General features: G+C 35.0%; 21 protein-coding genes and 1 tRNA gene. 9 read left to right on the top strand and 13 right to left on the bottom strand.

All coding sequences use genetic code 11. The features are described 5' to 3' along the window. Positions 1-47: 47 nt before the first annotated feature. The 9 genes from AC23MB_RS11420 to leuS all read right to left on the bottom strand — a co-directional run bounded on the left by AC23MB_RS11420 (position 48) and on the right by leuS (position 9940). Positions 48-123, bottom strand: a tRNA-His gene (locus tag AC23MB_RS11420). Between the two features lie 39 nt (positions 124-162). Further along, complete coding sequence (bshB1, locus tag AC23MB_RS11415; protein ID WP_312324436.1) at positions 163-879, bottom strand: bacillithiol biosynthesis deacetylase BshB1; 717 nt, start codon at positions 877-879, stop codon at positions 163-165. 77 nt (positions 880-956) lie between these two features. After that, positions 957-2609: a tetratricopeptide repeat protein gene (locus AC23MB_RS11410; RefSeq protein ID WP_312324435.1), complete on the bottom strand. Its 1653-nt coding sequence runs from the start codon at positions 2607-2609 to the stop codon at positions 957-959. A gap of 96 nt (positions 2610-2705) precedes the next feature. Continuing rightward, positions 2706-3578 (bottom strand): PstS family phosphate ABC transporter substrate-binding protein, encoded by an 873-nt coding sequence (locus AC23MB_RS11405; RefSeq protein ID WP_313029923.1) that lies wholly within the window; start codon positions 3576-3578, stop codon positions 2706-2708. Between the two features lie 250 nt (positions 3579-3828). Continuing rightward, the gene (locus AC23MB_RS11400; protein WP_312322948.1) at positions 3829-4671 is read right to left on the bottom strand and encodes an energy transducer TonB; all 843 of its coding nucleotides are present in this window, start codon (positions 4669-4671) and stop codon (positions 3829-3831) included. A gap of 36 nt (positions 4672-4707) precedes the next feature. After that, a complete protein-coding gene (locus AC23MB_RS11395) occupies positions 4708-5250 on the bottom strand; it encodes an ExbD/TolR family protein (protein ID WP_312322947.1) in 543 nt (180 codons plus the stop codon). A 9-nt stretch (positions 5251-5259) separates the two neighbouring features. Beyond that, positions 5260-5859 (bottom strand): ExbD/TolR family protein, encoded by a 600-nt coding sequence (locus AC23MB_RS11390; protein ID WP_312322946.1) that lies wholly within the window; start codon positions 5857-5859, stop codon positions 5260-5262. Between the two features lie 75 nt (positions 5860-5934). Then, complete coding sequence (locus AC23MB_RS11385) at positions 5935-6798, bottom strand: MotA/TolQ/ExbB proton channel family protein (RefSeq protein ID WP_312322945.1); 864 nt, start codon at positions 6796-6798, stop codon at positions 5935-5937. 274 nt (positions 6799-7072) lie between these two features. After that, a complete protein-coding gene (gene leuS / locus AC23MB_RS11380; RefSeq protein ID WP_487787302.1) occupies positions 7073-9940 on the bottom strand; it encodes a leucine--tRNA ligase in 2868 nt (955 codons plus the stop codon). 368 nt (positions 9941-10308) lie between these two features. On the opposite strand from leuS, the gene AC23MB_RS11375 reads away from it, so the two are divergent. The 3 genes from AC23MB_RS11375 to AC23MB_RS11365 are packed head-to-tail and all read left to right on the top strand — an operon-like array spanning position 10309 to position 12402. Beyond that, entirely contained in the window at positions 10309-10608 is a 300-nt protein-coding gene (locus AC23MB_RS11375; RefSeq protein ID WP_487787301.1) for a hypothetical protein, read from the top strand. Positions 10609-10625: 17 nt separating this feature from the next. After that, positions 10626-11591, top strand: coding sequence for a TQO small subunit DoxD (locus AC23MB_RS11370; RefSeq protein ID WP_487787300.1), 966 nt, complete (start codon positions 10626-10628; stop codon positions 11589-11591). A 58-nt stretch (positions 11592-11649) separates the two neighbouring features. Continuing rightward, positions 11650-12402: a glycosyltransferase family 2 protein gene (locus tag AC23MB_RS11365; protein ID WP_313029942.1), complete on the top strand. Its 753-nt coding sequence runs from the start codon at positions 11650-11652 to the stop codon at positions 12400-12402. A 2-nt stretch (positions 12403-12404) separates the two neighbouring features. Here AC23MB_RS11365 and AC23MB_RS11360 read toward each other — a convergent pair whose 3' ends face one another. Next, a complete protein-coding gene (locus AC23MB_RS11360) occupies positions 12405-13676 on the bottom strand; it encodes a 3-deoxy-D-manno-octulosonic acid transferase (protein WP_487787299.1) in 1272 nt (423 codons plus the stop codon). Positions 13677-13860: 184 nt separating this feature from the next. Between AC23MB_RS11360 and rpmH the strand changes: the two genes are divergently transcribed. Continuing rightward, positions 13861-14019, top strand: a complete 159-nt coding sequence (rpmH, locus tag AC23MB_RS11355; RefSeq protein ID WP_039365072.1) for a 50S ribosomal protein L34 — start codon at positions 13861-13863, stop codon at positions 14017-14019. Positions 14020-14179: 160 nt separating this feature from the next. Continuing rightward, complete coding sequence (locus AC23MB_RS11350) at positions 14180-14890, top strand: cell division ATP-binding protein FtsE (protein WP_300673644.1); 711 nt, start codon at positions 14180-14182, stop codon at positions 14888-14890. Positions 14891-14934: 44 nt separating this feature from the next. On the opposite strand, the gene AC23MB_RS11345 is transcribed toward AC23MB_RS11350, so the two are convergent. The 3 genes from AC23MB_RS11345 to AC23MB_RS11335 are packed head-to-tail and all read right to left on the bottom strand — an operon-like array spanning position 14935 to position 17680. Then, complete coding sequence (locus AC23MB_RS11345) at positions 14935-15636, bottom strand: tRNA1(Val) (adenine(37)-N6)-methyltransferase (RefSeq protein WP_487787298.1); 702 nt, start codon at positions 15634-15636, stop codon at positions 14935-14937. Between the two features lie 3 nt (positions 15637-15639). Beyond that, on the bottom strand, positions 15640-17094 hold the full coding sequence (locus AC23MB_RS11340; RefSeq protein WP_374329124.1) for a sensor histidine kinase: 1455 nt from the start codon (positions 17092-17094) through the stop codon (positions 15640-15642). After that, entirely contained in the window at positions 17081-17680 is a 600-nt protein-coding gene (locus AC23MB_RS11335) for a riboflavin synthase (protein ID WP_312322576.1), read from the bottom strand. Before AC23MB_RS11335 ends, AC23MB_RS11340 begins: the two co-directional genes overlap by 14 nt. Before the next feature lie 113 nt (positions 17681-17793). On the opposite strand from AC23MB_RS11335, the gene pdxA reads away from it, so the two are divergent. The 4 genes from pdxA to accB all read left to right on the top strand — a co-directional run bounded on the left by pdxA (position 17794) and on the right by accB (position 20331). Beyond that, on the top strand, positions 17794-18885 hold the full coding sequence (gene pdxA / locus AC23MB_RS11330; RefSeq protein WP_374329123.1) for a 4-hydroxythreonine-4-phosphate dehydrogenase PdxA: 1092 nt from the start codon (positions 17794-17796) through the stop codon (positions 18883-18885). A gap of 82 nt (positions 18886-18967) precedes the next feature. Further along, positions 18968-19498 (top strand): YceD family protein, encoded by a 531-nt coding sequence (locus AC23MB_RS11325; protein WP_313216762.1) that lies wholly within the window; start codon positions 18968-18970, stop codon positions 19496-19498. Positions 19499-19542: 44 nt separating this feature from the next. Beyond that, the gene (rpmF, locus tag AC23MB_RS11320) at positions 19543-19746 is read left to right on the top strand and encodes a 50S ribosomal protein L32 (RefSeq protein ID WP_079667367.1); all 204 of its coding nucleotides are present in this window, start codon (positions 19543-19545) and stop codon (positions 19744-19746) included. A gap of 108 nt (positions 19747-19854) precedes the next feature. Beyond that, positions 19855-20331 carry an acetyl-CoA carboxylase biotin carboxyl carrier protein gene (gene accB, locus AC23MB_RS11315; RefSeq protein ID WP_312322571.1) on the top strand — a complete coding sequence of 159 codons (477 nt, stop codon included), beginning with the start codon at positions 19855-19857 and terminating at the stop codon, positions 20329-20331. Positions 20332-20404: the final 73 nt, after the last annotated feature.

Genomic DNA, 20404 nt, shown 5'->3' with positions numbered 1-20404 from the left:
CGACAAAAAAAAAAAAGCATCCTAAAATTAGAATGCTTTTTAAATTTGGGTGAATGATGGGTCTCGAACCCACGACCTTCGGAACCACAATCCGACGCTCTAACCAACTGAGCTACAATCACCGTTTTTGCGTGTGCAAATATAGCACAATAATTTTAACTATCAAATAAAATTATCAAAATTTTTCAAAGCAATTAATTTTTCAGACGTAAAACCCTCAGCATAAGCAACTCCCGATAAACGCCCAAGATCTTGCGCGCGGTAAGTTAAACTCTCCAAAAAGTCTTTTGTCGCGATTGGCGTCATAGGCTCGTTAGAAGTTGGATCATAAAACTGCGTTTTATAAGCCATACAAGATGCAATTTTAACATCTAAAAAGTCAGAAATATCAATAACAAATTCTGGTTGAATATGCTTCCATTGGATGTAATGCAAAATCAATTTAGGTCGCCAAACCTCTTGCGGTTGATTGTCTAATTCGGTTTCGATTTTTCTAAGCCCCGAAAGAAAACAAGCATCAGAAGCCAACTTTGCGCCTTTTGCATGATCTGGATGACGATCATCAATCGCATTAGCCAAAACAATATCTGGTTGGTATTTTCTAATCATTTTAACGATTCGCATTTGATAGTCTTTAGAGTTTTCTAAAAAACCATCTTCCATCTTCAAATTTTCTCTTGATGATACTTTCAAAATTTTTGCAGCTTCAGCAGCTTCCACGGCGCGCGTTTCGTTAGTACCACGAGTTCCTAATTCACCTTGTGTCAAATCGATTATAGCTACTGTTTTTCCTTCCGAAATCAGTTTTGCTAGTGTTCCTCCACAACCTAACTCAACATCGTCAGGATGCGCTCCAATTGCTAAGATGTCAACTTTCATTATCTTAATTTTTTACAAATTTATGAAAACAAAAAAATCCCGTAGTTTTCACCACGGGATTTTTTACGATTAATATCTTATTTACTTAAATATTTAACAAGATTAACTGCATCTTGATATGTTGGGTTAAGCGCAACCGCCTTATCAGCATATTCTTTAGCTTTTGCCTTGTCTCCATCTTTGTTAGCATAAGCTATCGCAAAATATGCGTAAGAAAGAGATTCTTTATTAGCTTCAACTTCAGCAGGATTTTTTGTAATCAAATCGATGTATTTTTGATAAGATCCATTTGCTAAGTCTGTATTACCGCTTTGTTGATAAGCATAAGCCAAAGAGTTGTAAGCTGGCGCCCAATCAGGAAGCAAACTTGTTAATTTTTGCCATGTTAACACAGCGCCATTCCAGTTTTTAGCTTCTTGGTAAGCTTGTGCTAAATAAGCCATAGATGTAGTATCTTCTGGGTTAGCAGCTACTTTCTTCTTAAGTCCTTCAATCTGTGGGTTAGTTGGCCCTTGATCAGCAGAAGCAGCATTAAATCCACCTTTGATTTTAGCTAACTCTTCGTCCCACTTCATTGTTTCATCTTTTGCAGCTTTCGCAATTGCAATTTTAGACTGAACTTGAGTTTCTAATTCTGCTTTTTTAGCAGGATCTTTTTCATTTTTAGCCAAACCAGCAGCAATCAAACCTGCAAGACCTTGATCCGCAGCCTGAACTCTAGCTTTATCAACAGAGCTAACAAATTTATCTAAATTCTCTTTTGCACTTGTATAATCTCCAGAACCGTACTGTATATAAGCACGAAGTTTATATTTAATCGGATCTTCAACTTTATCAAAAATCTTATCTAAAGTCGTTTTCGCATTCGCATAATCATCATTGATGAAATATAATTTAGCAATCTCTAACTGAGTTGAAGGATCTTCATCCGCATACTGAGAATATTTAACCAAATCTTGCGTCGCTTCAGCATTACGTTGATATTTCATATTGAAACCAGCCAAAGCTTTATACGCAGGTGCATAAGAAGGATCAACAGCAACTGCTTTATCTAAATTTTCTTTTGCTTTTTGCCATTGTTGAGCTGCCATCCATAATGTTGCAATTCTTGTATAGACAGAGGCTTTACTTTTTGCAACAGGAAGCGCATTTTCGTAAGCAGAAAGAGCACTACCAGCTAACTTAGGGTCGTTCGTAGACTTAAGTCTATAAGCATCTCCTAACGCATAGTAATAATTTGCTGGTACACCCGCTTTTTGAGATCTTTCGATAGCTTTGTTAAGGAACTCAATTGCTAAATCAGGATTCGTAGTTTTTTCATAAATCGTTAAAGCTTCAGCAGCACGATAAAGTACTTCTGCATCTTTCTCTTTAGTATCTTTAACAATTTGACGAAGATCGTTTTCTCCAGACTTATCGCCTTTCCCAATTTTGATAGAAGCTAAACCTACTTTGTTAAGAGCACTTTTAGGATCTTTTGCTAAACCTTGATCAAAATATTCTTTAGCCTTGTCAAAATTAGGCTCGAACTGAGTTAAATATGTATTCCCCAGATAAAAATAGTTATTAGCTGATGGATCTTTTGTAATTAAATCATTAAAATTTTGTCTTGCTTTTGCATATTTGTGACTGTCAACATAGATGATACCTTCTTGCACAGATTGAGCAAATGCAAACTGAGAGAAAAACCCAACAGCCGCAGTCAAAACAATTTTCTTGGAATAATTCATTATAATTTTATTTTAGTTTATTTAAATATTGAATATGGATTGAAACACAAGATTCATTCCAAATTTTATTTCAAAATCGTAAATTTTGTTAACATGTTATCGCATCTGAACTTCACGGCGATATAGATTGTAAGGTTGAAGCCCTTCTTTCTCCACAACGATCTGTCCAAGTTGTGTACATGCAAATCTAATAAAACCATTACCAAGGCCATAATACGCCTCATTGGTTAGAAAATACAAAACTCTTGTAAAAGGATATTGCATATCTTGTAGATTATCAACTGTTGGTGTATAAGATTTGCCTTTATCAACAATTGGCAAGACATTGATTTTATCTCTTAGCATAATAGCTTCATCTCCATATGGACGCGAAATCGTATTAAGGCTAATAACTCCAATTTTGTTCGGATACTTCTCTAACTCTTTGACAATATTCTCATTACCTTTAATAATTGAATATTTAAGAGCTGAAGCTTTTACATTAAACTGCTGAGCAATAAAATTAATATTACTTGAGTTAGCTCCATCAAAGATCAGACTTTTTTCATCAGAAGAAATTCTCTTTTTAATTTCATCTACACTTAATTCTTTAATGGTAGAATTTTCTTTAGAAACAACAAAAACTAAGGCATCAGCAGCAAATTTTGCAGGTTGCCAAGGCAGATTTATTTTTTTATCATAAGCATCCTTTTCCGACTTTGTCAAGTTTCGAGACATTACAATGACACGCGTTTTTCTATCTAAAAGATCTAGCAAGCCAATATCTTCTTTGGTATATACTACGTTAATCTTCGTACTGGGATTGAGAGCCATGTAACGCTCTGTTAAAGCTTCTGTAACGCTTCTAAAAGATTCATCCGCTTCCAATGTTATAGTACCTTGGTTAGGTGTATCCAAAGCCTCAGTTTTAGATTTATTACATGAAATTAAAAAGAAAATAGCGAATACTACTAAAATACTATTCTTCATAACGACTATCTCTTATTTTTCTAATAGCGCGAAAAACACGAAAAATCCCATAACCAATTAAAATAGTACCTAATGGATAAGCAATATTTGGTTCAAGCTGAACTACAAAAAATTTATAAATAATAACCACGATACCTAGAACGGCATAAAAAAAACCCGTGATTACCGATAACCAATTAAACATCATAGTAACAAAGATACAAAAAAAAGAGAAGCCGAAGCTTCTCTTTCTTATGTTAATAAATGCTAATTATTGAAATTGCATTGTAATTGGAATTGAGAAATATGATCTCACGCTTTCACCGTTAAGCTTAGCAGGCTTCCATTTCTTCTGTCTCTTAACAACACTAACTGCTTCAGAGTCAAATTCAGAATTTCCTGACTTTTGCATAACCTTAACATCGGAAACCGAACCATCTCTTTCCACGATGAATCTTAACTTAACTGTTAATTGTCCTTCACCTTCCATATTAGAAGAATCGATATTCTCACCAACATATTTACGGAAACTTCCAAGACCACCAGGATACTCAGCAGACTGGTCTACTTCAGCATATACCTCGTTAGTATTAACAGGAGCTTTAACTTCAGCAGTTGTCACTTTACCTGGTCCAGGTGGAGGTGGCGGTGGCGTAAAGTCTGGCTTCTTAACACCTTCTTGATTAACAAGACCAGTAGTTGTTTCTAACTGTTTTGTAATCGGTGGTGGAGGTGTTTCTACCTTTGGCTCTCTTTTAGGTTCAGGAACAACATTTTGAATTACTTCAATTTTCTCCGGCTCCTGCTTTGGTGGAGGTGGTGGAGGTGGTTCCTCTTCTTTAGGCTGTTCTAAAACTGGCTGCTCTGGTAAAATCTCAATAAGATTTGCATCAACTTCAGTTTTATCAGCAGCGTTCATTTGTTTAATCTTCAGATATACAAACGGAGATATAACTGCAACTAGGAAGAAAATTGTACCAAAAATAAATGACTTCGTCAATAACTTAGGATACTCCGTTCTTAGATCGTATGCGCCATACTCTTTATTTCTATTCTGAAATACAATCTCATCTAATGATAGATTTTCTGGATTGTAATTTGAATTCTCTGACATTTTCTTAATATTTAAGAATTAATTGTAGCACGGAGATTATTCTCCAACTTTCTTTTTATAAACAGCCAATTCCCAAGGTTTGATATCGGTAACCCCATATCTTTCATTTTTAGTAATAGCCATTTCGTCAAGAATATCTACAAAATTTTTGTACACTGCATCATCAGTCGGCTTAATAATCACAGTAAACATGTTCTGATCTGCCGCTCTCGCTTTTGCTTGCTCGATTACTTTAGTAATCCCTTCTCTATCATACTTCGTCTCTATCAAGGTTTGGTCATTAAGACCAGCTTGATCTTGTTGGTGATAGAAAACTCTATTATCTTTCCCAATAATAATTGAGATTGAATTGCTCAATTTAATTTCAGTATCTGGCGGTTTTTGAGTCTCATCTTTCGGTTTTGCCGGAAGACCAAGATCCATCACGTTCGGTTTACTGAAAGTAGTGGTAAACATGAAGAAGGTAATCAATAGAAACCCTAAGTCTACCATCGGCGTCATATCGACTCTGGTATTCTGCTTTTTCGAGCGTACCTTGCCGCCTTTGGCGCCACTGTCTTTTACTTGTACTTCTGCCATTTCTATTTATTATTTCCCTTCTTGAGATGTTATTAACCAAAACTTAAGAAAATCTATATCTCTTAAGCCTTCAAATAAGTCTTTTACTTTTGGATACTTTGTTGACACATCACCTTTAATAGCTAACTTGTAGCTAGGGTTAACTGCCAAACTTTGTTGTACCCAATCAATAACTTGCTTATTAACGCTATCCAAAGGCACTCCTTCTTTAGCTTTAAAGGTTTTTAATTGATCTTCTGAAAGACCTAGATAACCTTTTAGCTGATTCATCGGAACACCGATTGTTTGCACTTTCGCAAATGCCACCTTTTCTTTATCGTTGAAAGTCATTCCGTATTTAGCACCCATTTTTTCTAATAACTGTACTCTTTCTGCACCGTTATCAACTGGAGTAAAATAGAATTTACCTTCTGGTGTTACGTTGATGGTCATAAGACTCGCATCAGGTAACAATTTTTCTGATATTGATGATGGCGGTTTGATTTGTTCCACATCTGGTTTCTTAAACTGTGTGGTCAAGATAAAGAATGTAAGTAGTAAGAACGCAACATCACACATCGCTGTCATGTCGGTTACTACTCCATGTCTTTTTGGTTTAATTTTCGCCATTTTATTATTATTTCTTTAACTAACTTCTTGAATTACAAATTGCGTGCTAGCAATTATATCTAACTGAGTTTGTTCTTAGTTGAACTCAGCAAAAGATTGTTGGATACTCATAGAGATTTCGTCAATCTTATAAGTTAAACCATCAATTTTAGAAGTAAAGAAGTTGTAGAAAATAATCGCGATAGCTGATGTACCAATACCTAAAGCCGTATTAATAAGTGCTTCAGAAATACCGATTGATAATGCAGCAGCATCAGGAGTACCACCTCCAGATCCTAAAGCGTGGAACGCTTTAATCATACCGATTACCGTACCTAAAAGCGCAATAAGGGTTGCAACTGTACCTAATGTAGAAAGAATGTTCATGTTTTTCTCTAACATTGGCATCTCAAGAGTTGTAGCTTCTTCGATTGACTTGTTAAGAGCGATCATTTTTTGCTCTTTGTTAAGTGTGTTGTCTTTAGCTAAAGCTTTGTAAGTCGTAAGACCTTCTTTAACTACGTTACCAACAGATCCTTTTTGTCTGTCACACTCTTCCATTGCTTCATCAATCTTGTTTTGGTTAAGTAAGCTTCTAACTTTCATTACGAAGTTATCTAAGTTACCGTTACCTGCAGCTTTCCCTAGTACTAAGAAACGCTCAATCGAGAACACAACTACTGTAAGCATGAAAAGGATAAGGATGTGTACTACTGGACCTCCCATGTAGATAATACCCATAAATCCTTCTGGGTGTAATTCTTTAGATTCTACATCTGCTAAAGCTACTGATGCTCCCGTTACTTTTGGGTTAGCAGCAAAGTTAGACGGATTACCTAGTACAAATAGATAGATTGCTAATGCAACTAAGTAAAGAATTGGTAAAATTATAGCCGGATTAAGGCCTCCCTTTTTTCTAGCAACTACTTGCTCGTCTGTGTTCGAAACATTCATTTCCATATTAAACTAAATTATAATTGTTAAATTTTCTAGGTTGTAAAATAAAGGCAAATAAATTAAAAATGCAACACTTAGTATATATTTAACTTCTAATTTATATTAGCGCTTTAGATAAATAATTATTATATTGATATTTATTTCAAAAAATATTGCATCATTTTTACTTCTGTACTTTTATTCGTTTTAATAAAGTCTAAAATAAGCCTGTATTTTTTTGAAATTTTAAATAGTATTTCGTTTTAAACACTCGCTTAATTTATATTTAAAAACGGCACTAAAGTACAATATTTATGATTTTCTTAGGCACAATTATCATTTTTTTTGGAATTTGACCTCCCAAAAAGTTAAGCACGCGCTCATCTTTTAATATTATTGCTTCAATTTCGCCAGCTGTCAAAGTGACAGAAAGTGGTAATTTGAATTTCATTTTCCCGTTAAAGCTAACTGGATATTCAATTTCATCTTCAACCAAATAAGTTTCATTTAATTCAGGGAATTTAACATATTCCACACTTTCGTGATGGCCTAACAAACTCCATAATTCTTCACAAATATGCGGTGCATAAGGTGAAATAATGACAGCTAAAGGTTCAAGAATCGCTCTTTTGTTACATTTTAATTTTTGCAATTCGTTAACCGCAATCATAAAAGATGACACAGATGTATTAAACGAGAAATTCTCAACATCGTAAACGACTTTCTTTATTAAAGTATGCAAAACTTTATATTCCGCTTTTGTTGGCTCTTCATCGCTCACCACGAAAGTATCACCATCGAAATACAAGTTCCAGAATTTCTTCAAAAAGCCATAAACACCACTAAGTCCCTGCGTGTTCCAAGGTTTTGATTGCTCCAACGGTCCTAAAAACATTTCGTATAGACGAAGGCAATCTGCTCCAAATTCTTCACTAATATCATCAGGATTTACCACATTAAACTTCGATTTTGACATTTTCTCAACCTCGCGTTCTGTAATGTATTTTCCGTCTTCTAAAATAAATTCAGCATCAGCAAATTCTGGTCGCCACTTCTTAAACGCTTCAGTGTCTAATTCGTCGCTACCTCCTTTTAATAAAGAAACATCAACGTGAATCTTTTGCGTTTTATAATCACCAATCAAAGCTTTAGAAACAAATTGATTTGTTCCATCAACTCTATACACAAAAGCAGACATTCCCAAAATCATTCCTTGGTTAATCAACTTTTGGAAAGGTTCGTTTTGTTCGATATAACCTCTATCTTTTAAGAACATATTCCAAAAACGAGAATATAACAAATGTCCAGTTGCGTGCTCACTTCCACCAATATACAAATCAACTTGTCCCCAATAATCCGACAATTCTTTTTTGCAGAATACCTCATCATCGTGCGGATCCATATATCTTAAGAAATACCAAGAGCTACCTGCCCAACCTGGCATCGTTGACAATTCTAATGGAAATACCGTTACATTATCTATTAAATCCGTTGCAACCACTTTTCGATTCGCTTCGTCCCAAGCAAAGTCTTTAGCATTCCCTAAAGGTGGATCACCATCTTCTGTTGGCAAATATTTTTCAACTTCTGGCAAAGCCAATGGCAAAGCAGAAACCGGCAATGTGTAGGGCAAATCATTTTTAAAATAAACAGGAACTGGCTCGCCCCAATAACGCTGACGAGAAAAAATCGCATCACGTTGTTTATAATTAATTGTAGCCTCGCCGATATTTCGTTTTACAATTTCTTCAATGATTTTAGATTTCGCTTCTTCGTAATTTAAACCATTTAAGAAATCAGAGTTAATGCATTTTCCATCTTTTGAAGCAAAAGCTTCTTCCTGAACATTTTCGCCACCTTCAACAACTTCGATAATTTCTAAACCGAATTTCTTTGCAAATCTGTGATCGCGTTCATCATGCGCTGGAACCGCCATAACTGCGCCTGTTCCGTAACCCATCAACACATAATCCGAAATATAAATCGGCATCTTCTTTCCTGTAAAAGGATTAATGGCATAACTTCCTGTGAAAGCACCCGAAACCGACTTAACATCAGCCATACGATCGCGCTCCGTTTTCTTAGAAGTTTCGGCAATATAATTTTCAACTTCTGCTTTTTGAGCTTCTGTTGTAATAGTTTCTACCAAAGGATTTTCTGGCGCCAACACCATAAATGTCGATCCAAAAATAGTATCAGGACGCGTTGTGAAAACTTCAATTACCTTATCCGTTGTCGGTTGTTGGTTATCAGAATTTTCCTGAACACCAACAACTGTCAACTGAGAACCCTCAACTAAAAATCTAACTTTCGCACCTTGAGATTTCCCGATCCAATATTCTTGAGAATCTTTAAGCGGTTGCGGCCAATCCAAAGTACAAAGACCTTGCAATAATCTTTCAGAATATGCCGAAATACGCATACTCCATTGCATCATTTTCTTTTGATACACAGGAAAACCACCGCGCTCAGATTTACCTGCAATAACTTCATCGTTCGCTAAAACCGTTCCTAAAGCTGGACACCAGTTGACAGTAGTCTCCGCACGGAAGGCCAAACGATAATTTAATAAAAGATCTTGCTTATCTTCTTCCGAAGCTGCTTTCCATTCTTCTGCAGTAAAGTTTAATTCATCATTTTGCTTGGCATTAAGACCCTCTGTACCTTTTGCTTCAAAATGTTTAATCAACGTATCAATCGATTCTGCTTTGTCCGTATCCTTATTATACCAAGAATGAAACAACTGAATAAAAATCCATTGCGTCCATTTATAATAAGAAGCATCAGATGTACGAATCTCGCGACTCCAATCGAAAGAAAAACCAATTTTCTTTAGTTGCTCTTCGTAACGATTGATATTTTGCTCTGTCGTTACCGCAGGATGCTGTCCAGTTTGGATCGCATATTGCTCTGCTGGCAAACCAAAACTATCGTAACCAACAGGATGTAGCACATTGTAGCCTTGATGTCTTTTGTATCTTGCATAGATATCCGACGCAATATATCCGAGCGGATGTCCCACGTGGAGTCCAGCGCCCGATGGATAAGGGAACATATCTAATACATAAAATTTCGGCTTAGAAGTAGCGTCCGATGTTTTGTAAGTTTGGTTTTCTTCCCAATACTTCTGCCACTTCTTTTCAATCTGTTGGTGATCGTAAAACACTGTTAAAATATTATTTTGTAGTTAATAATTCTATCAATCTTGGAAAACCCAAATATTAACATCTTTAAAAACGACATTGCAAAGATATAAAATTTTAAACAATAGAAGTTTTAAAAATAATTTTTCTGGTAAAATCAAAAATTGTAGATAAGATTTTGGAAAACACTTTCGTTTTGGCTTCCAAAAAGACTTCCAAAGATAAGCATTTTAACACATATTTAACTGCAAATAAAGTATTAAGAAAACTTAAAAACTTTGTTTTGGTATTTTAAAAGGCTATTTTTGCCCACATGCGAGTGTTTTTACAAATAATTTTTGTGATCGGGATTTTGTTTTCGCCCTGTAGCATGAAGGCAAGTCTTTTCCAAATGACGTCACAAAAGGAATTTAGTTTTGAAAAAACCTCTCCCAACAAAAGTAATTTTTCGGATAAGTCAACTTGTGACACCCAAAATTTAAAAACTAAAACAAAAGTCAAATTTGTTCTTGATCAAGCTTTAGCAAATGATTTTTTCAATTTCAAAAACATTGAACATTTCATTTTTAAAACTAAAGAAAAAACAGCTTTTGTTATTCACGAGCGCGTCCAAGAGCGACTCTTCCTACTCTATTCTCAACTCAAAATTGCAAATTATTTAGATAGACTTTTAGACCAAAAATTTATTTAAAATCAAACATTGCAATAATGAACAAAGAAATCATCAATGCTTTTCCTAATGCAGGATTAGCGCTCCGCCTTGTAATTGGCTGGACATATTTTTCCGCTTTTTGGAGGCGATTAATTTTAGAAAACAAACTCGATCCAGAAGTTCCTGGCTATATCGGTGAAAAATTTAATCATTTTCTTCCGAATGCACTTTTTATAAAACCTTTAATAGAATACCTCGTAAGCAATCCCGAAATTCTACTGACAAAAATGTGGATTTTCACGATTGTTGAGGGATTTGTCGGCTTATTTTTAATGATAGGTTACAAAACCCGAATCAACAGTCTTATCGTTATGTCGTTAGCTTTAGGAATTCTCCTTGGCTCTGGCTGGATTGGTACAACTTGCCTCGACGAATGGCAAATTGGCGTTTTGGGAATTGCAGGAGGATTCACACTTTTCCACTTGGGTGGCGGCAAAATTTCGATTGATGGACTTTCAAAGAATTTTGTTTTAAACGAGACTCAATTTAATGAAAAGCTCAATCTAAAATTCTACACGCCTTTTTTAGTCATCAGTTTTTTAATATTTGGATTGACACTTTATACTAATCAAGTTTTCCACGGTGGCGTCTATGGCGATCTTCACAACAAATCGGTCAAGCCAAAATTGGAAATCACAAATCTTAAACAAGATAAAAACCAAGTTAGCTTCGATGTGATGAGATTTGAAGGTGCCGATGTCTATGGTTCTTTTTTAATAGGAATTGATTTTTTGGATCAAAATGGAAACAACGTCAAAAGTCTAGGCATGGAAGATTTGAGCAAGTTTAACAAACAACAAATTAAAAATTATTATGTTGCGAAAATCAAACCTCACAAACACAGCCTACTTCTACCTTTGGGCGCAAAAGCAAATTTAAATTTCGAAATCGATCAAATTGTCCACGAAATCGCCTTAACCGACATCAGCGGAATAACTTGGAAAGCTAAAATACAAGAATAAATTAAGAGCCGAAAGGCTCTTTTTGTTGTAGTATTGTTAAATTTGCAAAAAACACAAAATGCCAGAAGTTTCGATTATTACGCCGAGTTACAATACTGAAAAATATATTCAGGAAACGATTAGTTCGGTTTTATCACAGACTTTGACGGATTGGGAATGGATTATCACGGACGATAAATCTTCGGACAAAACCACCGAAATCATCGAACAGCACAAAGATTCGCGCATCATTTTAATAAAAGCTGAGAAAAATGGCGGCGCAGGTCATGCCCGTAATTTATCCCTCGAGAAAGCTTCTGGACGTTTTATCACATTTCTTGATGCCGATGACTTTTGGGAACCCAACTTTCTTGAAGAAATGGTCAACTTCATGAAAAAAGAAAAAGCCGAAATCGCTTATTCTAATTATGCACGTTGCAATGAAGATTTAACTCCTCAGATTGAAGACTTCAAAGCAGATAAAGTGGTGACATTTAACAATCTTTTGAAAACCTGTCGATTGTCTCTTTTATCGTCCATGTACGATTCTGCGCGTGTTGGTAAAGAATATTTTCCCGAAGGTAGCAAACGTGAAGATCATGTGATGTGGCTCAATCTTTTAAAAAAAATCCCCGAAGGAAAGCCACTTCCGAAAACCATGGCAAAATACAGAATGCACCAAAGTAGCGTTTCTCGAAACAAAAAAAACATCATCAAAGACCAATATTTGGTTTACAAAGATCACATGAAATATTCTACGATTAAATCTTTGTATTACACCGCGAACTGGGCATTAAACGGCTTTATGAAGTATTCAAAGCTATTTAATTAAAATTAAACAACTGTCTTTTCGGGAAAGAAACTTAAAATTTTAGCAAGAATTTTCTTAGTCGCATATGGCTGAGATTCGACAAAGAACTTTGCATTTTCGGACATTTCTTTTAAAGTCGATACTTCATCAATTGGTGTACGATTTGCGCTTTTAATCAATTCTTCGATATAACCTGCCATCGCAAATTCGTCAGAAAAATTTTTACCGCCATTCATCTTTATTAAAGCATCAGCTTCTGGATTCTTTTTGTATTGATCTCCAAAAAACACAGGAATTCCGAACGCCGCAGCTTCCAAAATATTATGAAGTCCCGCACTGTGAAAACCGCCACCAACAACTGCTAAAGTCGCATAAGAATATAATTTTGACAACAAACCAATACTGTCAATAACTAAAACATTGCTTTCTAGATCAGTCCTTTCGTTAATTTCGCTATACAATAAAGCTTGAGGAAATAGTAATCTGAGATGTGGAACACGCTTCAAATCATGCGGCGCAATAATCAACTTGGTTTTAGGAAGTTTTTTATGTAAAACTTGCGCTGCTTTTTCCTCGGCATCCCAAGAACTTCCCAGCACAATACTTCTTCTATTAAAAACATATTCAGAAATAAAAGGTACGTGATTATCTCGATTTTTAAGTTGCTTAACACGATCAAATCGCGTATCGCCAGTTACAGAAGATTGATTTATCCCAACACTTTTCGCCAAAGCAGAACTCCCAACAGTCTGATGAAACGCCCAATCTAGACAAGTCTTCAACTGTTTTGAAAACCAACCGCCATACATTTTGAAAAAAACTTGGCCTTCATAAAACAAAGCCGAAACAACAAATATTTTGGTATTTTTTGATTTTAAAGCTCGAAGTAAATGATACCAATAATCATATTTAACAGTAAAGAAAATCTTAACATCCATCGCATTAACCAACTTTTGCATCGTTGATTTTCTATCAAACGGGAGATAAATAATAAGATCTGCGATATTCTCTTTTTTAATTACATTTTCATAGCCCGAAGGTGAGAAAAAACTGATAAGAATTTTAGAATCTGGAAACTCCGTTTTCAATTGTTCCAAAACTGGTAAACCTTGCTCATACTCGCCCAAACTTGCAGCATGCATCCAAATGACCGACTTGCCATTTAATTGACTTTGCACAGAGTCAATCGCGGTATTTCGACCAAGCAAACCTTTTCTAGCTTTTGCATTAAACATTGCAAACAGCTTAAAAACGATAATAAAAACCTCTATGAATATGGAATACAGAACTGCCATTTTTATAATAATACTTACAGTTTTCAAAAGTAAACAATTTAGAAAAAGCGTCTAGAACTTAGTTAAAGAAATTATGCTAATAAATTTTTAAAATAATTTTCAAAAATGATTTGCGACAACAAATAAAAGTCTTATATTTGCAATCTGAAAATCAAAAGATAATTACGAACTAAATATATTAGTGATGAGTAAAAGAACATTCCAACCATCGGAAAGAAAGAGAAGAAACAAACACGGTTTCAGAGAAAGAATGTCTACACCTAACGGTAGAAGAGTATTAGCAGCTAGAAGAGCAAAAGGCAGAAAGAGTTTAACTGTAAGTGCTGCACGCGCTAAGAGATAATTCTTAAATTATTACATACAAATCATGCTTGAGAGTAATGTCTTTCAAGCATTTTTTGTTGTTAAAAAATGATAAAAATTAAGTCTATCCTAAAAGTTTTCCTTATTTTTGAGATAATATTCGACTGCTGTCGAAAACTTAATCCACAAGATTTTTAACTATGCCACACAGACACGAAAGCGGAGAAAACATTATCAATCTTGACAATGCTAAAATTGTACAAAAGAACTTTACGGTTCTTAACAACGTTAATCTCCATATCCAAAAAGGAAAATTCTGTTACCTTATCGGAAAAACTGGTGCTGGAAAAAGTTCTTTATTAAAAGTACTTTACGGCCATCTCCCACTACAAGGCGGAAAAGGAGAAGTTGCAGGATTTGACTTAGCAAAACTTCGCCAGTCCGACATCCCTAACCTTAGAAGAAAACTAGGAATTGTATTTCAAGATTTTCAACTTTTGACCGATAGAAATATTGAAAAAAACCTCTTGTTTGTACTACAAGCGACAGGATGGTCAGACAAGATAAAAATGGAAGATCGCATCAACGAAGTCCTTGCGAGCGTTGGTATGAAAACAAAAAAACACAAAATGCCACACCAACTTTCTGGTGGCGAGCAACAACGTGTGGCGATTGCAAGAGCTTTGCTAAATCATCCAGAATTAATCCTTGCGGATGAGCCAACAGGTAATCTAGACCCTGAAACTTCGAACGACATTATGACTTTGCTTAAAAACGTGGCCACAGAAAATAATTGCGCGGTAGTAATGGCAACGCATGATTATCACATGATTCAGAATTTTCCGGGAGAAGCAATCCGTTGCGAAAATGGACAAGTTAGTGTACTGGACACCGCAGAATTATTTGAGTAAAATCAACTATTATAAAACTAAAAAAGCACCGTTTGGTGCTTTTTTTATGCTTTGAAAAGATGGAAATCTTTGGTATACTCTAGATATTGATCAGAATATTGACGAGGTGATTTTTCAACAACAAATTCTTCTACAATACAACGATCGACCTCCGATTTAGAAAAAGATAAAATCACACGTCGCACTTCCCCACCCTCAATTCCTCTTATCGAAACTTTTCGTTTAAGATGTAAATTTTCCTTTTCGCAGAGGGCAATTAAGTCATTTTCTTCTCGAGCAGGGATAATCACCGCCAAAACACCAAATTCGGATAAAATAGCATTTGATGTTTTAATTAAATCTCCAAAACCCAACTCAATTTTTTGTCGAGCTAAGACATCTTTACAGGAATCATTAGCTTCAAAATAAGGTGGATTAGAAAATACAAAATCAACTTTTTCAGCAACATCAAAATTTTTGAAATCCGCTCGTTGCGACTTCAATCGATTTGAAAAAGGCGAAGCATTAAAATTAGCTTGTGCAATTTCTACCGCTTTTTCGTTAATATCTAAAGCTAAAACATGAAGTTCTGGAAAACGTTGCGCCAACATCAAAGAGATAACGCCAGTCCCTGTACCAACTTCCAAAGCCGTTTTAGCATCTTTTGGATTCGCTAAAGCACCCAACAACACAGCATCTGTACCAACTCTAAAAACCGCTTCATCCTGAATGATATCAAATTGTTGGAATCTAAAAACCTTCATCATACATTACATATTTGTTGGCAACATAATAGTAAAAATCGTGCCTTTTCCGACTTCGGACTTTACAGAAATCTCGCCACCGTAATCTTCAATCATCTTTCTGACCATTGTTAAACCAAGTCCCATTCCTGAGCTTTTGGTTGTGAAATTTGGTTCAAAAATCTTCATTAATTTTTCATCTGGAATCCCGAAACCATTATCTTCAACGCTTATTCTTAGTTTTTTCTGAATGTTTTCGATGTCAACATTTATCAACATTGGTCGACTCGAATCTTGCGCCTGAATGGAATTAGAAATTAAATTAGTTAAAATTCTCGTCAAATAGATTTTATCCATATTGACGTTAATAACATCCTTGTTTGAGTGAATATAAATATTGTTGGCTCCAAATACATTTGCAACACTTTTCGTCTCTTCAACAACATCAAAAATAACATCATTACGCTGCGGTAATTTTGCAAATTCGGAGAAAGCAGACGCCACTTCAGAAATAAGATCGATTTGCTCAACGATAACTTTAGACATTTTTTTAACCTTATTTGTCACTTCTGGGTCTTCAGGATCAAAACGTCTTTCGAAATTCTGAATCGTCAACTTCATAGGTGTTAATGGGTTTTTAACCTCGTGTGCTACCTGCTTTGCCATTTCGCGCCAAGCTTCTTCTGAAGCTTTATATCGTAGTTTTTCTCTTTGATCTTGGATTTCCGAAATCAATTTATTGTAGGCTTTAACCAAACCGTTAAGCTCATCATTTTGATAATATCGAATCGGCCGAATATTATCATCAAACAAATTAATTGAATTAATAATACTTGAAAAACGCGTAATTTTTTTTGTTAAATTATTGGAAGTCACCCAACTAATCCAAACTCCAACCAAAAGAATAAGAATATTAATAAGAATAATTAATCCCAGATAACGGTTAAAAACTTGTAGATAAACGTCTTCGTTATGATACAATGGAAAATAAACGTAACCAATATTTGCTAACATATTGTTTTTAAGAACCATGTATGACGAAGTTACATCTGCTTTTAATTTTGGATCATATTCCGTTTTATCATACTGCAAACCGTCTTTTCTTAGTTTATCTAAAATGTCAGTCGGTATATGTTTTTGGGTTATGAGTTTCGGATCTTTATTAGACAGAAGATAATCACCTTTCAGATCGTAAACAATAATATCATGCTTGTTGATATCGGCTATTTCATAAATTTTGTTCCCTAAAACTTCAGGTAAATCTTTTTCGAAAACCTCGGTATGACTGAGCGCGTAATCTAAAGACGACATCAACGCCTCGGATTTGCTCTGCTTATCTACCTTACTTTGCGTCATCGCATTATCGCGAAGCACGACATACGACAACACCGCAGAGCCGATTGTACTCAAAAGGCAGACAATTAAAAATCCGACAAAAATCCTGTTACGCAGACTATAACCTTTATAATTACTTAATGACATTCTGTTTTTGCATCAATTTCGAAATATATTTCCCAATGATATCAAATTCTAAATTGACAACATCGCCGACATTAATATGTTTCATATTTGTAAACTCCCAAGTATAAGGGATTATTGCCACCGAAAACTGATTCGGTTGACTATCCGCCACAGTCAAGCTAATACCATTAACAGTAATAGAGCCTTGCGGTACCGTTGTGTAATTAATCTCCTCATCATAAGAAATCGTCACATAAAAACTGCCGTCCATATCTTCGATTTTCGCAACTTTTCCAGTTTTATCAACATGACCTTGCACCAAATGCCCATCTAATCGACCTTCAAATTTCAGACAACGCTCAAGGTTAACTTCTGTACCAACAGACCAATTTCCGAGATTTGTCTTTTCTAAAGTCTCATCAATTGCAGTTACTTTATATTGCGGCGCATTAATCTCAACAACGGTAAGACAACAGCCGTTATGCGCTAGACTTTGATCGACTTTTAACTCGTTAGCAAAATTACACTCGAGCGTGAAATCAACATTCGTTCCATTTTTTTCGACATTTTGCACTTTTCCTGTTGCCTCAACAATACCTGTAAACATTTTATTTTCTCTTTAAGGATTTTAAACTTAGAATAAATCTTCAATAATAACTACAAAGCTTAATTTCAAAAATTGTAAATTTGTAGTTTCAATTAATATTCAAAGATAATAAAATGAGTGCGAAGCATCATAAAGTAAGAGTAGGCATTTCGATAGGTGATTTCAATGGTATTGGTCCAGAAATCATTATGAAGTCTTTAAAAGATAAAGCGATTACTGATTTCTTCACGCCAATTATTTTTGGTTCTGGTAAATTATTTAGTTACCAGAAGAATTTTTTCAAGCTTCAGCACCTCAATTTCAATTACATACAAAATGTGAGAGAGGCGACGCATGGTAAAATTAACATGTTAAATCTTTCTAAAGACAACTCGAATGTAGAATTCGGTGTTCCAACGGAAGAATCGACACTTTTTGCAATTTCATCTTTAGAAGCTGCAACAGAAGCTTTGCTAAATAGAGAAATCGACGTTTTGGTTACCGCACCAATTAACAAAGACGAAATGTTGAAATATGGTTTCCAACATGCTGGTCACACAGGTTATTTCGAAGAAAAAGCAGGTCGCAAAGGTGTTATGTTTTTAATTACAAACGACCTAAAAGTTGCTGTATCAACGCATCATATTCCTTTAAAAGATGTTGCTGAAAACATTTCTAAAGAAAAAATCGTTAAACAAGTTCAACAGCTTAACAAAACTCTAATTGAAGATTTCTGCATCGAAAGACCAAAAATTGCAGTTTTAGGATTAAATCCTCATGCTGGCGACGGCGGCGTTATCGGCAAAGAAGAAATTGAAATCATCCAACCAGCGATTGAAGAACTTTTTAATAGAGGGATTTTAGCTTTTGGACCTTATCCAGCGGACAGCTTCTTCCAACCTGAAAAATATAGAAAATTTGATGCGGTTTTAGCAATGTATCATGACCAAGGTTTAGCGCCTTTCAAAACGATTGCTTACGAAGAAGGTGTTAATTATACTGCCGGCTTACCACTTATCAGAACGTCACCAGATCATGGTGTTGCTTATGATATTGCGGGAAAAAATCTTGCTAACGAACAAAGTTTTAGTGAAGCTATTTTTGCTGCGATTGATATCTATCGCAACAGAATGGAATATATTGAACTTCAAAAAGGCAAGCTTCGCCCTCGTGTTGTTAACGCAAAAGACAACTATGACGAAGACTTACCAGAAGAAGTTAATTAAGAACAAAATAGATTCTTAAAACTTTGATTTAAAATTATTTTGTTATTTCAAAAAATAAAGTTATTTTTGCAAACCGAATTTTATGGACAAATTTAAAAATTATAACATTGCATTTACAGGTCTAAAGACAGGTAAGCATGAGTTTAGATTTGAAATCGATCAGGCGTTCTTTGATTTGTTCGGGATAGAACAAGAATTTAAAAAACCAAGAATACAAGTGGATGTTTTGCTAGACAAACACACTACTTTTCTAGAGTTTTGGTTTGACATAAGTGGAAAAATTGAATTGGTTTGCGACATTAGCAACGAAGAATTCGATCATCCAATTAAACATGACATGAAGATTCTTGTAAAACAAGGAGAAGAATATGATGACAGTAACGAGGAAGTTATCACAATACTACACAGCGACAGCGATTTTAACATTGCACAGCTAGTCTACGAAGGTGTTATGTTAAGCGTCCCAATGAAAAAACTTTCTCCCAATCTAAAAGATGAAGACGATTATCATCAACTTTTAGAAAAATACAGTCCCAAAATAAAGGAAGAAGAGCAAGAAGACGAGATTGACCCTCGCTGGGCAGCTCTCAAAAAATTGAAAAATAATAATTAAGTATAACAATAATTCATAATAGAATTTAAAAAAAATCACTAGTAATGGCACATCCTAAGAGAAGACAATCGTCTACAAGAAGAGATAAAAGAAGAACACATTACAAAGCTGTTGCTCCTCAATTAGCTAAAGACGCTACAACTGGAGAATTACACCTTTTCCACAGAGCACATTGGCACGAAGGAAAACTATACTACAGAGGAAAAGTAGTATTGGAAAAAACAGTAGAAACTACTGAAGAAAACTAAGATATTTAGCATAAAATATCTTATTCACGACATAAAAAACCACTCAATTTGCTCTAAATCGAGTGGTTTTTTATTATCTTTGACTTTCTAAAATAATTTACCTACAATATGGATATTAAAGACATTCAAAATCTTATTAGATTTGTTGCTAAAGCAGGTGTATCTGAAGTAAAATATAAAAACAAGGACTTCGAAATTTTAATCAAAACGCCACTAGGTGGAGAACCAGTTAGCTATGTATCTCAACCAGTTGCTTACCAGGCACCAGTTGCGGCACCTCAACCTGTAGCTTCTGCTCCAGCGCCGAGTTCTGCTCCAGAAGCTGCCTCAGCTGACGATAGCAAATTTATCACTATTAAGTCACCAATGATTGGTACTTTCTACAGAAAACCATCACCTGACAAAGACGTATTCGTTAACGTTGGTGATAGCATTACTTCTGACAAAGTTGTTTGTGTTATCGAAGCAATGAAGTTATTCAACCAAATCGAAGCCGAAGTTAGCGGAAAAATCGTTAAGATTTTAGTTGATGACGCGACTCCAGTTGAGTACGACCAACCATTATTCTTGGTAGATCCATCGTAAGCAATTTTAGATTATAAATTATAGATTTTAGATGTTTTTTGACATTTAAAATAATTTAAAATTCAAAATTTAA

This window comes from Soonwooa sp. T0.1_25 (assembly GCF_057652215.1).
Note: the sequence above shows the minus strand (reverse complement) of the source record. Positions and strands in the feature narration are given on the sequence as shown.

Bases quoted from the DNA above. Each gene is read 5' to 3' on its own strand.
- bshB1 (WP_312324436.1), bottom strand. From the start codon at position 879: ATGAAAGTTGACATCTTAGCAATTGGAGCGCATCCTGACGATGTTGAG.
- AC23MB_RS11410 (WP_312324435.1), bottom strand. From the start codon at position 2,609: ATGAATTATTCCAAGAAAATTGTTTTGACTGCGGCTGTTGGGTTTTTC.
- AC23MB_RS11405 (WP_313029923.1), bottom strand. From the start codon at position 3,578: ATGAAGAATAGTATTTTAGTAGTATTCGCTATTTTCTTTTTAATTTCA.
- AC23MB_RS11400 (WP_312322948.1), bottom strand. From the start codon at position 4,671: ATGTCAGAGAATTCAAATTACAATCCAGAAAATCTATCATTAGATGAG.
- AC23MB_RS11395 (WP_312322947.1), bottom strand. From the start codon at position 5,250: ATGGCAGAAGTACAAGTAAAAGACAGTGGCGCCAAAGGCGGCAAGGTA.
- AC23MB_RS11390 (WP_312322946.1), bottom strand. From the start codon at position 5,859: ATGGCGAAAATTAAACCAAAAAGACATGGAGTAGTAACCGACATGACA.
- AC23MB_RS11385 (WP_312322945.1), bottom strand. From the start codon at position 6,798: ATGGAAATGAATGTTTCGAACACAGACGAGCAAGTAGTTGCTAGAAAA.
- AC23MB_RS11375 (WP_487787301.1), top strand. From the start codon at position 10,309: ATGACGTCACAAAAGGAATTTAGTTTTGAAAAAACCTCTCCCAACAAA.
- AC23MB_RS11370 (WP_487787300.1), top strand. From the start codon at position 10,626: ATGAACAAAGAAATCATCAATGCTTTTCCTAATGCAGGATTAGCGCTC.
- AC23MB_RS11365 (WP_313029942.1), top strand. From the start codon at position 11,650: ATGCCAGAAGTTTCGATTATTACGCCGAGTTACAATACTGAAAAATAT.
- AC23MB_RS11360 (WP_487787299.1), bottom strand. From the start codon at position 13,676: ATGGCAGTTCTGTATTCCATATTCATAGAGGTTTTTATTATCGTTTTT.
- rpmH (WP_039365072.1), top strand. From the start codon at position 13,861: ATGAGTAAAAGAACATTCCAACCATCGGAAAGAAAGAGAAGAAACAAA.
- AC23MB_RS11350 (WP_300673644.1), top strand. From the start codon at position 14,180: ATGCCACACAGACACGAAAGCGGAGAAAACATTATCAATCTTGACAAT.
- AC23MB_RS11345 (WP_487787298.1), bottom strand. From the start codon at position 15,636: ATGATGAAGGTTTTTAGATTCCAACAATTTGATATCATTCAGGATGAA.
- AC23MB_RS11340 (WP_374329124.1), bottom strand. From the start codon at position 17,094: ATGTCATTAAGTAATTATAAAGGTTATAGTCTGCGTAACAGGATTTTT.
- AC23MB_RS11335 (WP_312322576.1), bottom strand. From the start codon at position 17,680: ATGTTTACAGGTATTGTTGAGGCAACAGGAAAAGTGCAAAATGTCGAA.
- pdxA (WP_374329123.1), top strand. From the start codon at position 17,794: ATGAGTGCGAAGCATCATAAAGTAAGAGTAGGCATTTCGATAGGTGAT.
- AC23MB_RS11325 (WP_313216762.1), top strand. From the start codon at position 18,968: ATGGACAAATTTAAAAATTATAACATTGCATTTACAGGTCTAAAGACA.
- rpmF (WP_079667367.1), top strand. From the start codon at position 19,543: ATGGCACATCCTAAGAGAAGACAATCGTCTACAAGAAGAGATAAAAGA.
- accB (WP_312322571.1), top strand. From the start codon at position 19,855: ATGGATATTAAAGACATTCAAAATCTTATTAGATTTGTTGCTAAAGCA.